General features: G+C 71.1%; 12 protein-coding genes and 1 riboswitch. Of the genes, 3 read left to right on the top strand and 9 right to left on the bottom strand.

Features of this window, described 5'->3' with window-relative positions; all coding sequences use genetic code 11:
• Positions 1 to 10: 10 nt before the first annotated feature.
• Entirely contained in the window at positions 11 to 2,392 is a 2,382-nt protein-coding gene (locus tag JK364_RS11995; protein ID WP_201850483.1) for a bifunctional salicylyl-CoA 5-hydroxylase/oxidoreductase, read from the top strand.
• Positions 2,393 to 2,420: 28 nt separating this feature from the next.
• On the opposite strand, the gene JK364_RS11990 is transcribed toward JK364_RS11995, so the two are convergent.
• From JK364_RS11990 to JK364_RS11950, 9 genes are all read right to left on the bottom strand, one after another.
• Positions 2,421 to 3,596: an epoxide hydrolase family protein gene (locus tag JK364_RS11990; RefSeq protein WP_201850482.1), complete on the bottom strand. Its 1,176-nt coding sequence runs from the start codon at positions 3,594 to 3,596 to the stop codon at positions 2,421 to 2,423.
• A gap of 213 nt (positions 3,597 to 3,809) precedes the next feature.
• Positions 3,810 to 4,394 carry a CGNR zinc finger domain-containing protein gene (locus tag JK364_RS11985; protein ID WP_201850480.1) on the bottom strand — a complete coding sequence of 195 codons (585 nt, stop codon included), beginning with the start codon at positions 4,392 to 4,394 and terminating at the stop codon, positions 3,810 to 3,812.
• Positions 4,378 to 4,770: a nuclear transport factor 2 family protein gene (locus JK364_RS11980; protein ID WP_201850479.1), complete on the bottom strand. Its 393-nt coding sequence runs from the start codon at positions 4,768 to 4,770 to the stop codon at positions 4,378 to 4,380. The genes JK364_RS11985 and JK364_RS11980 overlap by 17 nt, the downstream gene beginning before the upstream one ends.
• A 2-nt stretch (positions 4,771 to 4,772) precedes the next feature.
• Entirely contained in the window at positions 4,773 to 5,258 is a 486-nt protein-coding gene (locus JK364_RS11975) for a hypothetical protein (protein ID WP_201850478.1), read from the bottom strand.
• Positions 5,259 to 5,357: 99 nt separating this feature from the next.
• The gene (locus tag JK364_RS11970; RefSeq protein WP_201850477.1) at positions 5,358 to 6,188 is read right to left on the bottom strand and encodes an ABC transporter ATP-binding protein; all 831 of its coding nucleotides are present in this window, start codon (positions 6,186 to 6,188) and stop codon (positions 5,358 to 5,360) included.
• Entirely contained in the window at positions 6,185 to 7,198 is a 1,014-nt protein-coding gene (locus JK364_RS11965) for a FecCD family ABC transporter permease (RefSeq protein ID WP_201850744.1), read from the bottom strand. The genes JK364_RS11970 and JK364_RS11965 overlap by 4 nt, the downstream gene beginning before the upstream one ends.
• Before the next feature lie 71 nt (positions 7,199 to 7,269).
• Positions 7,270 to 8,310, bottom strand: a complete 1,041-nt coding sequence (locus JK364_RS11960; protein WP_372461940.1) for an ABC transporter substrate-binding protein — start codon at positions 8,308 to 8,310, stop codon at positions 7,270 to 7,272.
• Between the two features lie 60 nt (positions 8,311 to 8,370).
• A riboswitch (cobalamin riboswitch) is annotated at positions 8,371 to 8,584 on the bottom strand.
• A gap of 27 nt (positions 8,585 to 8,611) precedes the next feature.
• A complete protein-coding gene (locus JK364_RS11955; RefSeq protein WP_201850476.1) occupies positions 8,612 to 9,535 on the bottom strand; it encodes an RNA polymerase sigma-70 factor in 924 nt (307 codons plus the stop codon).
• A gap of 38 nt (positions 9,536 to 9,573) precedes the next feature.
• Positions 9,574 to 10,047: a carboxymuconolactone decarboxylase family protein gene (locus tag JK364_RS11950; RefSeq protein ID WP_201850475.1), complete on the bottom strand. Its 474-nt coding sequence runs from the start codon at positions 10,045 to 10,047 to the stop codon at positions 9,574 to 9,576.
• A gap of 170 nt (positions 10,048 to 10,217) precedes the next feature.
• On the opposite strand from JK364_RS11950, the gene JK364_RS11945 reads away from it, so the two are divergent.
• The gene (locus tag JK364_RS11945; protein ID WP_372461942.1) at positions 10,218 to 10,778 is read left to right on the top strand and encodes a DUF2165 domain-containing protein; all 561 of its coding nucleotides are present in this window, start codon (positions 10,218 to 10,220) and stop codon (positions 10,776 to 10,778) included.
• Positions 10,779 to 10,970: 192 nt separating this feature from the next.
• The gene (locus tag JK364_RS11940; RefSeq protein ID WP_201850473.1) at positions 10,971 to 11,915 is read left to right on the top strand and encodes a DUF1996 domain-containing protein; all 945 of its coding nucleotides are present in this window, start codon (positions 10,971 to 10,973) and stop codon (positions 11,913 to 11,915) included.
• The last annotated feature ends 6 nt before the right edge of the window (positions 11,916 to 11,921 follow it).

The following is an 11,921-nucleotide window of genomic DNA, read 5'->3' as shown; positions in this document are numbered from 1 at the left end:
AGGAACCCCCTTGAAGATCGCGATCATCGGCGGCGGTCCCGGCGGACTGTACTTCGCGGCCCTGATGAAACAGCTCGACCCCGCCCACGACATCACCGTCTGGGAGCGCACCGCCCCCGACGACACGTTCGGCTTCGGCGTCGTCTTCTCCGACGAGACGCTCGGCGGCATCGAGAACGCCGACACCACCATCGCCCAGGACATGGCCCGGCGCTTCGCCCGCTGGACCGACATCGACATCCACTACCGGGGCGAGAGCCACACCGTCGGCGGCCAGGGCTTCGCGGCCATGAGCCGCAAGGAACTGCTCCGCCTGCTCCAGGAGCGCTGCCGCGACCTCGGCGTCACCCTGCGCTTCTCCACCCTCGCCCCGGACACCGGGCGGCTGTGTGCCTCGTACGACCTGGTGGTGGGGGCCGATGGCGTCAACTCCTCCGTACGGGCCGCCCATGCGGAGGTCTTCCGCCCCTCCCTGGACCGTCGGCACAGCAAGTACATGTGGCTCGGCACGGACCGGGTCTTCGAGGCGTTCCAGTTCTTCGTCAGGCAGACGGAATGGGGCGTCGTGCAGGTGCACGGCTACCCCTACTCCGCCACCGGCTCCACCTTCATCGTCGAGATGCACGAGGACGTCTGGCGGCGGGCGGGCTTCGACGCCACCGAGGGGGCCGGCTTCGCACCGGGCGCCTCCGACGAGCACGCCGTCGCGCGCGTCCGCGAGCTCTTCGCCGACGAACTCGACGGCCACCAGGTGTTCGCCAACAACTCCAAGTGGCTGAACTTCACGACCGTACGGAACGAGCGCTGGCACCACGGCAACCTCGTGCTCATCGGGGACGCCGCCCACACCGCGCACTTCTCCATCGGCTCGGGCACCAAGCTGGCCATGGAGGACGCGCTCGCGCTCGCCGCCTGTCTGCACGAACACCCCGATGCCGAGGGCGCGTTGACCGCCTACGAGACCGAGCGGCGCCCGGTCGTGGAGTCCACCCAGCGGGCGGCGCAGGGCTCGCTGGAGTGGTTCGAGAACATCGGGATGTACGTCCATCAGGAGCCGACCCAGTTCTGCTTCAATCTGCTGACCCGCTCCCGCCGCATCACCTATGACAACCTGCGCACCCGGGACCCGGAGTTCGCCGACCGGGTCGACATGGCCTTCGCCGCCGCGCAGGGCCTCGACGGCGTGGCACCGGCGATGTTCCAGCCGTACCGGCTGGGCGCGTTGGAGCTGAGGAACCGGGTGATCGTGTCGCCGATGGACATGTACTCCGCCGTGGACGGCGTGCCCGGCGACTTCCACCTCGTCCACCTCGGCTCCAAGGCCATGGGCGGCGCCGGACTGGTGATGACCGAGATGGTGTGCGTCTCGCCCGAGGGCCGCATCACCCCCGGCTGCACCGGTCTGTGGAACGGCGAGCAGGGCGATTCCTGGCGGCGGATCGTCTCCTTCGTCCATGAGCGGAGCACCGCCCGTATCGGCCTCCAGCTCGGCCACTCGGGCCGCAAGGGCTCGACCCGGCTGATGTGGGAGGGCATGGACGACCCGCTGGCGGAGGGCAACTGGGAGGTCGTCGGCCCGTCCCCGCTGCCGTACGGTCCCGGCTCGGCCGTGCCGCGCGAGCTCACCCGCGCCGACCTGGACCGGATCGCCGCGGACTTCGTGGCCGCCGCCCGCCGGGGTGCCGACGCCGGGTTCGATCTGCTCGAACTGCACTGTGCGCACGGCTACTTGCTGTCCTCCTTCCTCTCACCGATCGCCAACCGCCGTACCGACGCGTACGGCGGCCCGCTGGAGAACCGGCTGCGTTTCCCGCTGGAGGTCTTCGACGCCGTGCGGGAGGCATGGCCCGCGGAGCGGCCGGTGATCGTGCGCATCTCCGCCACCGACTGGGTGCCGGACGGCAACACCGAGCATGACGCCGTGGAGATCGCCCGCGCGTTCATCGCCCACGGCGCGGACGCCATCGACGTCTCCTCCGGCCAGGTCACCAAGGACGAGCGCCCGGCCTTCGGCCGCTCCTACCAGACCCCGTTCGCCGACCGCATCCGCCACGAGGTGGCCGCCGCCACCGGGGCCGCGGTCATCGCGGTGGGCGCGATCGCCTCGTACGACGACGTCAACTCCCTGCTGCTGGCGGGCCGCGCCGATCTGTGCGCCGTGGGCCGCACCCATCTGTACGACCCGCACTGGACCCTGCACGCGGCGGCCGAGCAGGAGTACCGGGGCACCGGCGCCGCATGGCCGGTGCAGTTCGGCGCGGGCGGCCGCAAGCCCCCGGCCGCGCGCACCGACGCCGTACGGCCCCGGCTGTCACTGCTCCGGCCCGACCCCGCCGACCAGGCCGTTCATCTGCGCTGGACCCCGGCGCGGGCTCCGGCCCCCGTGTCCTGAGGGGGTGGAAGCGGTGCCGGAACGGGTGTCAGCCTGTCGCCGCCGCCCGGTAGGGACGGAAGAAGGCCCGCAGCTCCTCGGCGTAGAGCTCGGGCTCCTCGAACGGCGCGAAGTGTCCGCCGCGCGCGGGCTCGGTCACCCGCACGAGGTTCGTGGTGCGCTCCAGCCACGCCCGCGGCGGGCGGACGATGTCGCCGCGGAAGAGCGAGAAGCCGGACGGCACCTCGACCCGGCGGGCGTGCTGCGCGGGCGGGATGGCGGCGTTGGCGTGGTACATGCGCATCGCGGAGCCGATCGTGCCCGTCAGCCAGTAGAGCGTGACGTTGGTGAGGATCTCGTCCTTGGTGTAGCTGCGCTCGATATCGCCGTCGCAGTCGCTCCACGCCCGGAGCTTCTCCACGATCCACGCGGCCAGCCCGGCCGGTGAGTCGGTGAGCCCGAAGGCGGCGGTCTGCGGCTTGGTGCGGTGCATAGCGGCGTACGCGCCCTCGGCCGCGCCCCAGCCCGTGACGGTCTCGAACCAGGCGCGCTCCTCGGGCGTGAGATCCGCCGGGTCGCCGGTGAAGACGGGCAGGCCGCCGTCCATGCGGTGCACGGCCACCACCCGGCCGGGGTGGTCGAGCCCGAGGTAGCGGCTCACATGGCTGCCGACGTCCCCGCCCGCCGCGCCGAACCGCTCATAGCCGAGGACGTCCATCAGCTCGGCCCACAGCCCGGCGACGGCGATGGAGTCGAGCGGCGGGCCGGTGGGCCGGTCGGAGTACCCGTAGCCCGGCATGTCGGGCACGACCACGTCGAACGCGTCGGCGGGGTCGGCGCCGTGCGCACCCGGGTCGGTGAGGTGCGGGATGACCTTCGTATAGCGCCAGAACGAGTCCGGCCAGCCGTGGCTGAGCACCAGCGGCAGGGCGGGTCCGGCCGGGGCGGTGGCCCGGATGTGGGCGAAGTGGATCCCGAGGCCGCCGAGCCGGACACGGAAGCGCGGCAGCCGGGCGAGCGCCGCCTCCTGCGCCGCCCAGTCGAAACCGTCCGCCCAGTAGGCGACGAGCTCTCGGAGGTAGGCGAGGTCGGTCCCGAGCGCCCACCCGGCGTCCTCGGGCGCGTCCGGCCAGCGGGTCGCGCGCAGCCGCGCGCGGAGGTCCTCGAGCGCGGCCGGGTCGGTCCGCGGGGTGAACGGCTCGGGTCGGGGCGGGGCATCCGGCATGCCACGTACCCTACAAGCCGCCGGTGTCAGTCGTCGGGGATGCCGGGGCCGCCGAGGGCGGGCACGGTGGGCTCGGATCGGGCAGGGGAGCGGGCGCCGAGGCGGAACCGTTCGAGCCTGTCGAGGATGGTCCGGCCGACCGGGAGGTGTCCCCAGTCGCTGATGCCCTGATAGGTGGTGGGCTCCCAGGACGCCCGTGCGCCTGCTCGCGATTCAGGTCGATCGGCGGCGGCGATACGCCTGCGTCTTCGCGCGGTTGCCGCACAGCTGGGGTGAGCACCATTTGGCCTTGCCCGGGCGGGAGTTGTCGTAGAAGACCCACTGGCAGTCGGGGGCCGGACACACCCTGAGCCGATGCCAGGTCCCATTCACCGTGGCGGTCAGCGCGGACATGACGATGTGCGCGAGGGCGGTGTCCACGGGGTCGGCCGCGATGGTCAGGTGGGCGCCGTGGCCGGCGGTCAGTGTGACGTGGAAGGAGTAGCCGACCGCGGCCTCGCCGCCCTGGCCGTCGCCCTCCGCGTCCTGGCGCAGCGCGGCCCGCAGCGCCGTGCGCAGCTCGCGGGCTCTGGTCAGGTGGCCCTGATGGGCCTTGGTGTCGGGAGCCTCGCCCACGAGCAGGTCATGTTCCCGCAGCCAGCGTTCCAGATCGACGGGCGTGGCGAGCGCGTCGTGTCCCGTGAGGCGCCGCCCGTGCGCGACGAATCCCCGGCGATCCTCGGTGTTGGCGAAGTGATGGAGCAGGGCGATGCCCACCGGGAGGCCCTCGACCTCCTCGGCCCTAGTCGGTGGCAGCATGACCGATGTCTCCGTGCACGCGCCGGTAGGCATCCTTCACCCGGATCCGATCGCCGTCGAACTCGAACATGTCGCAGCCGTGCACCTCGTGGACCTGGCCATCGGCGTCGGTACCGGTGTAGGACCACTGGGAAGCGCCCCGGTTCCCGGCGATGAAGGCCACCCCGCCGGGCCGCGATTCGAGCCCCGCGTCGTAGGCGAGCATCAGCTCGAACCCCTTGCGCACTTCGGCCCGTCCACGGAAGGTCATGCCCGGCTCCGGGCCGACGGACGCGCGGAACACGCAGTCGTCCGTCATGAACTCCATCAGCAGGTCGAGATCCTTCCGCCGCCATGCCTCGCCGAAGCCTGCCAGCCGTTCCGGTGTCATCGCCATGACTAGACCCTTCCCGCGAAGCGTGCGGTGAGATAGGCATCCGTGTCCGGGCCGTCGGGGTTAGCGAGCACATGGCGCAGCCATGCCCGGCGTTCGAAGTCGGTGACGGCCAGCTCCCAGACGCAGCCGATGGCCTCACCGGGGTGCGGCGTCAGCGCGTCCGGCTGCTCCAGGGGCGCCGAGAACAGCCGCTGATGGATCTCGTTCTCCCCGTGCCACCAGTCCACCAGCGCGAAACAGCGGTCGGCCGCGTCATGCGCGACGGCGAACCCGATGCCATGGCGGCTGCCCGTCCGAGCGGGGCTGGGCAGCACCGAGGCCGCGGTCTCCACGGTCGCGGCCACCAGCGCGGGACGCGGCACATCGGTCCACGCGCTGATGCCGTACACCTTCACGGCCCATCCACCGACCGTCTCCAGGCCCAGGAAGCCGATGGCCCGAGGGCGATGCGGCCGCCGGAGCACGACCGATCCCTGTTGCGCACTCATGGCCCGCCCTCCTCCGCGACGACACGTGTTAAATGATTAGCAGGTGTCGTCACTCTCGCGCAACACGGGCTTGGATCTCACGGCTTCTATGACCGGGTCCTACGGCTTCGCCGTCCTGCGCAGGAAGCGGATGACCGGGTGGCCCGGATCGTGGGTGACATCGGCCTGGACGTCGTAGACCCGCTTGATCAAGGACGGCGTCAGCACATCGCCGGGAGCGCCTTCGGCCACGACGCGTCCCTCGCGGAGGACGAGCAGGCGGTCGCAGTACATCGCGGCGAGGTTGAGGTCGTGGAGGGCGATCACGGCGGCGATCGGCAGGCTGACGACGAGGTCGAGCAGATCGAGCTGGTGCTGGATGTCGAGGTGGTTGGTCGGCTCGTCGAGCAGGAGCTCGCGCGGTTCCTGGGCGAGGGCCCGGGCGATCTGGGTGCGCTGGCGCTCGCCACCGGAGAGGGTGTGCCACGACTGACCGGCCCGGTCGGTCAGTCCGCTGCGCTCCAGGGCCGCGTCGACGGCCCGGGTGTCCACGGCGGAGGCCGACGCCCAGGCGCGCCGGTGCGGGATACGGCCGAGGGCCACCACCTCGCGGACGGTCAGCTCGGTCTGGGTGTGGGCGTGCTGTTCGACGGTGGCGATGCGGCGCGCCGTGGCGCGGCGGCCGACCTGTGGCAGGGGGCGGCCGTCCAGGGTGACCACTCCGGCGGAGGGGGCGAGGATCCCGGCGAGCAGCCGCAACAAGGTTGATTTCCCGGAGCCGTTGGGGCCGAGCAGGCCCACCGTCTCGCCGGGGCGCAGGGTGAGGGTGATGCCGTCGACGATCAGCCGGCCGTCGGTGCGGCGACTGACGCGGTCGGCGCGGAGCCCGGAGGCCGCTTCCGGGGTGGCGGCGGACTCCAGCCCAGGGGTTTCCGCGGTGGAGTCGGTCATGTCTTCCTCCGGCCGCGGTAGAGCACCGCGACGAAGGCCGGTACGCCGATGAGGGACGTCACCACGCCCACCGGGACCTCCTGGGGGTCGATGACGGTGCGGGCGGCGGTGTCCACCCACACCAGGAAGATGGCCCCGGCCAGTGCGGTGACCGGCAGCAGACGGGCGTGGCCGGGGCCGGTGAGGGCGCGGGTGGCATGCGGGAGGACCAGGCCGACGAAGCCGATGGCCCCGGCGGAGCTGACCAGGGTCGCGGTGAGCAGCGCGGTCGCGCACAGCAGGACGAGACGGGTACGGGCCACCCGGACACCGAGCGCCGCCGCGGCCTCCTCCCCGAAGGCGAACGCGTCCAGGGTGCGGGCGTAGCCGAGGCAGACCACGAGGACGGCGGCCAGGACGGCGGTACACAGCAGCACATCGCCCCACCCGGCGCCGGTGAGCGAGCCGAGGAGCCAGAACAGCACGGCCCGGGTGGTGTCGGCGTCCGCGGAGGTGAGGACGATGAACGAGGTCAGCGCGGAGAACAGCTGCATGGCGGCCACTCCGGACAGCACCACGCGGTCGGTGCTGCCACCGAGAGTGTGGCTGAGCACCAGCACCAGGCCGAACGACAGCAGCGCACCGGTGAACGCGCCCGCCGACAGGGACACGGCCCCGCCGCCCACGCCGAGCACGACCACGGTGACGGCGCCGGTGGAGGCACCCGAGGACACCCCGAGCACGAAGGGATCGGCCAGTGGATTGCGCAGCAGGGACTGCATCACGGCCCCGCAGAGGGCGAGGCCCGCCCCGCACACGGCGGCGAGCAGTGTGCGCGGCATGCGCAGGTTCCACACGATGCCGTCCCGAAGCGGCGGCAAGGTGCTCTCCCCCAGGCCGAGATGGGCGGTGACCGCCGCCCATACGTCGGCCGTGGAGATGTCGGCCGGGCCGATGGTCACCGCGAACGCGACCGACGCGAGCAGCGCGGCCAGCCCTCCCACGATCAGCAGCAGGAGGCGGGTGCTCACGCGGCGGGTGCCCAGGTCACGGTCGCTCACGCGGCGGGTGCTCACATGGCGCGTATTCACTTGGCGCGTACTCACTTGGCGAGCCCGAAGTCGCGCAGCCCGGCGGCGACCTGTTCCACCCCTTCGACCGTGCGGATGGACGGGTTCATGGCCTGCCCGCTCAGCAGGATGTACCGCTTCTCCTTCACCGCGGTGAGATTGCGGGTGGCGGCGTTGGTCTCGAGGAAACGCACCTTCGCCTCGGCGGTCTCCGCGGTCTGCTGCTTGCGCGTGAGATCGCCGAGGACGATGACGTCCGGGTCGCGGTCGGCCACGGTCTCCCAGTTGATCTGCGGCCACTCGTCGTGGGTGTCGGAGAAGGCGTTCTCCGCCCCGACGGCCCGGGTGATGGCGCCCGGCGCGCCACAGCAGCCGGCGAGGTAGGGCGACTGGGAGTTGGCGAACCAGTACATGAGGGAGACACCGGAGGCGTCCAGTCCGTCCGTGGCCTTGCGAACGCGCTCCTTCAGCCGCGCGACGAGCCTCTCGCCGCGCTCGTCGATACCGAACGCGTGGGCCAGGTCGCGTATCTCGCCGTACACCACATCGAGGGTGAGGGGCTTGCCGCGGGAGCCGTCGCCGCCGCTGTCGGTGTCCCTGCCCGCCGCGCAGTCGGACGGCGAGACATACGTGGGCACGCCCAGCTTCTCGAACTGTTCGCGGGTGGCCACGCCGCCCTTGCCGAGAGTGGAGACGAACGAGGCGGTGACGAAGTCGGGTTCGGTGTCCAGGGACTTCTCGAAGGACGGCGCGTTGTCGGCCAGACGCTCCACCGTGGCATTGGCCTTCTCCAGGCCCTTCATCACCGGGTCGGTCCAGGTGGCGGTGGCCACCATGCGGTCGGCGAGGCCGAGCGAGAGCAGGATCTCCGTGGTGCCCTGGTTGAGCGAGAGGGCCCGTTTCGGGGCGGACTTCAAGGTGGTCTTGTGGCCGCAGTTGTCGATCGTGCGCGGATAGCCCGAACCGGCGGGCTTTCCGGCGGCCGCGTCGTCATGGCCGGAGCCACCGCACGCGGTGAGCAGCAGGGCGGGGGCGAGCAGGAACGCCGCGGTACGGCGGGCGGAGCGGAGCACGGGCAGCCTCGGTGGTCGGGGCTCGTACGCGGAGCCTGGCCTACGGACGTCCCCCGCGCACCGGGCGCGGAGGTGCCAGCAGGTCTTCGGACTCGGGCTCGTCCGGACGGGGCTCCTTCCCGGTGCTCGTTCGCGACGGCCCCACGGCCGCCACGGACTCCTCCCAGTGGTGTCACATGCCCCGCCCGTCCCCCTCACCGCTGCGCGTCAGCTCCGGATTCACACCGGATTCCCTGGCCTCGGATGTGGCACGACTGGCTCCCCGAGACTACCAAGAGCGTCGAACGCTCGCGTCCCACGGTCAGTTCGGCCGCCGACGGGCCCGCTTCACCTCGCGGTCCACGGCCCAGGCGTCGCCGACCGGCCCGAGGTGGCCCAGCTTGTCGGGGTTGACCACCGTGCGAATGGTCTGGATCTGCCCGTCGAGCACATCGAGGACCAGGGTGTGGAGCACCTTGCCGTCCCGGTCGCGGAGGATCGCACCGGGCTGGCCGTTGACCTCGTGCGGCCGCAACGACGCATCGATCCGCAGCAGCCAGGGGAAGACCCCGCCCAGCAGCCGCGCCACGTTCTCCGCGCCCATGACGGCCCTGGCCAGCTGCGGGGCCTTGCCGCCGCCGTCCCCCACCAGTTGCACATCGGCGGCCAGCAGCTTCCGCAGCCCGCCCACATCGCCGTCCTTCAGCGCGTCGAAGAACCGCGTGGCCAGTTCCTGCCGCTCCCGCCGGTCCGCGGCGAACCGCGGCCGCCCGGCTTCCATATGGCGCCGCGCCCGCACCAGCAGCTGCCGGCACGCCGCCTCCGACCGCCCCACCGCCGTGGCGATCTCGTCGAATCCGAAGGCGAACACCTCCCGCAGCACGAACACCGCCCGCTCCAGCGGACTGAGCCGCTCCAGGAGCAGCAGCGCCGCCATCGACACCGAGTCGGCCAGCTCCACCGCGCGGGCCGGATCCTGATACGGATCGCTGAGCAGCGGCTCGGGAAACCACGGGCCCACGTATTCCTCCCGTCGCACCCGCGCGGAGCGCAGCACATCGATCGAGATGCGGGTCACCGTGGCCGACAGATACGCCTTGGTGGACGCGGGCCGGGTGGCCGAGCGGTCGAAGCGCAGCCACGTTTCCTGCACCGCGTCCTCGGCCTCGCTCACACTGCCCAGGATCCGGTAGGCGATCGAGAACAGCAGCGGCCGCAGCTCCTCGAACTCCTCGACCTCGCTCACGCGGATTCCTCTCCCCCTGGACCCGTTGCCGATACCGGTCAGTGGAACTGCCCGACCTGGTAGTCGCCCGCCGGCTGCCGGGTGATGGCATTCAGCCGGTTCACCATGTTCATGAACGAGACCAGGATCACCAGGGCGGTGAGCTGCTCCTCGTCGTAGTGCTCGGCGGCGTTCGCCCACACGTCGTCGCCGACGCCGCCGGCCGCGTCCGCCACCCGGGTCCCCGCCTCCGCCAGCTCCAGCGCGGCACGCTCGGCGTCGGTGAAGACCGTGGCCTCCCGCCATGCCGCCACCAGGTTCAGCCGCACCGCGGTCTCACCGGCCGCGGCGGCCTCCTTGGTGTGCATGTCGAGGCAGACGGCGCAGCCGTTGATCTGGCTCACACGCAGCGCCACCAGCTCCTGTGTGGCGGGCGGCAGCGGCGATTCCTTGACCGCCTTGCCCGCCGCCATGATGGGCTTGAGGATCTTGCCCGCGGTCGGGTCGGCGAAGTAGTTCAGTCGCGCGTCCATGGTGTGCTCCTCGGTGGTTGTCAGTGGCTACACCCCTGAGACGAGGTGGCCCGACCTCCTGTGACATGGACGCATGTGATCTGCGTCTCCCCGCCAACGGGCCCACCGGGCCAAACAGTTGTACGCTACGGCTCGGTCCGATCAACGGAATACAACGGGGAGACAGAGTCATCGTGAGCGAGCCGGCCGGCAGAATACGTTCCCTTCGCACCTACTCCGCCGTCTCGGCGGTGCTCACCGGGACGATCGCCCTGTACATCGCGCTTGTCGCCTTCGGCAACATCACCGACTTCGACACCAATCAGCAATTCGTCCGCCATGTCCTGGCGATGGACACCACGTTCAAGGACGACGACCTGATGTGGCGGGCCATCAAGTCCACCGCTCTCCAGGACACCGCCTACGTCGCCATCATCGTCTGGGAGAGCATCGCCGCCCTCGTCCTCATCGCCGCGACGGCCATGTGGGGCGCGGGACTGCGCGGGGGCAGCGTCCGCCGTGCCCGGCAGGCCAGCACCGTGGGGCTGTTGATGCTGATGCTGCTGTTCGGCGCCGGGTTCATCGCCATCGGTGGCGAGTGGTTCGCCATGTGGCAGTCCAAGACGTGGAACGGACTGGAGGCCGCCACCCGCGTCTTCCTGATCTCCGGGATCGTGCTGCTGCTCATCCACCTGCTCGCGGCCGAGCGGACCGGGCCCGACGCCACGCACGACCGGAACGCCACGGACTGACCGGCACTCCACCGGCTCGAAAGCGGCAGCGGACTCGTCGTTGCCGCGGACTCTTGACAGTGACCTGAGTCACCTTTAACGTCCGCAGCAACGCTCTGTGAGAGCGCTCTCTCGACGGCCCCGCGTGACCACACCGCTGGGCTGCCTCTCCCGCTCTTCCGCTCTTCCCGTGTGCGCACGGAAAGGAGAGTCATGTCGCCTACACCCCCGCGCTTCCCGCCGTTACGGCGCGTCCTCGGCCGCCGGCGAGGTCCGGGTGTCGTCCTCGCCGCCGTCGCCCTCATCCTGTCCATGCTGTCCACCGGCTCGGCCAGTGCGCGGGCCGATCTCCGCGCCGCCGACAAGGCCGCGTCGAGTCCGCGGAGCGCCGAAGCACCGGTGCGCGTCGCGGAGTTCGTCGCCGAGTGCCCGTTCACCCATCGGCTGCCGGACGACCCGATCGTGTTCCCGGGGCTCCCCGGCGCGTCCCATATGCACAGCTTCTTCGGCAACGACTCGACCAACGCACACACCGATCTGGCCGCCCTGAAGCGGGGCCGGACCAGTTGCAGCCCGACCACCGACCTGTCGTCGTACTGGACCCCCACCCTCTATGCCGACGGCAAGGAGATCGAGCCCACCGGCACCACCTTCTACTACCTCGGTGAAGGCGTGCACGACGATGTGATCGCGACCATCAAGCCGCTCCCCCAGGGACTGCGGATCGTGGCGGGCAACGCCAAGGCCACCGGGGTCGGCGACCCCACGTCCATCGCACGCTGGTCGTGCCTGCACCACGGAGAGGTCAACCCCTCCAAGGACTTCGTGAACTGCCCGTCCGACTCGATGCTGGAGTCCTACCTCGACTTCCCCCAGTGCTGGAACGGGAAGGACCTGGACTCCCCCGACCACAAGAGCCACATGGCATACCCGGTCGGTGGCCAGTGCCCGGCGACCCACCCGGTGGCCGTGCCGAAGCTGCGCCAGGTACTCCGCTACCCGGTCAACGGCGACCCCGCGCGACTCAAGCTGGCGTCGGGCGCCGGGTACACCATGCACGGTGACTTCTTCAACGCCTGGCCCGAGGACGAGATGGCCCGGCGGGTGCGTGACTGCATCAATGTGATCGTCAAGTGCGACGCCGACGGCCGTCCCTGACCGATG

Origin of the sequence: Streptomyces endocoffeicus (genome assembly GCF_016741935.1) — a bacterium.
In the GTDB taxonomy this organism is placed as follows: Bacteria; Actinomycetota; Actinomycetes; order Streptomycetales; family Streptomycetaceae; genus Streptomyces; species Streptomyces endocoffeicus.
This window is presented reverse-complemented; position numbering and strand designations above follow the sequence as displayed.

Coding starts and splice junctions, on each gene's coding strand:
- JK364_RS11950 (WP_201850475.1), bottom strand. CDS start 10,047: ATGGACGCGCGACTGAACTACTTCGCCGACCCGACCGCGGGCAAGATC.
- JK364_RS11980 (WP_201850479.1), bottom strand. CDS start 4,770: ATGGCGATGACACCGGAACGGCTGGCAGGCTTCGGCGAGGCATGGCGG.
- JK364_RS11985 (WP_201850480.1), bottom strand. CDS start 4,394: ATGCTGCCACCGACTAGGGCCGAGGAGGTCGAGGGCCTCCCGGTGGGC.
- JK364_RS11940 (WP_201850473.1), top strand. CDS start 10,971: ATGTCGCCTACACCCCCGCGCTTCCCGCCGTTACGGCGCGTCCTCGGC.
- JK364_RS11970 (WP_201850477.1), bottom strand. CDS start 6,188: ATGACCGACTCCACCGCGGAAACCCCTGGGCTGGAGTCCGCCGCCACC.
- JK364_RS11975 (WP_201850478.1), bottom strand. CDS start 5,258: ATGAGTGCGCAACAGGGATCGGTCGTGCTCCGGCGGCCGCATCGCCCT.
- JK364_RS11990 (WP_201850482.1), bottom strand. CDS start 3,596: ATGCCGGATGCCCCGCCCCGACCCGAGCCGTTCACCCCGCGGACCGAC.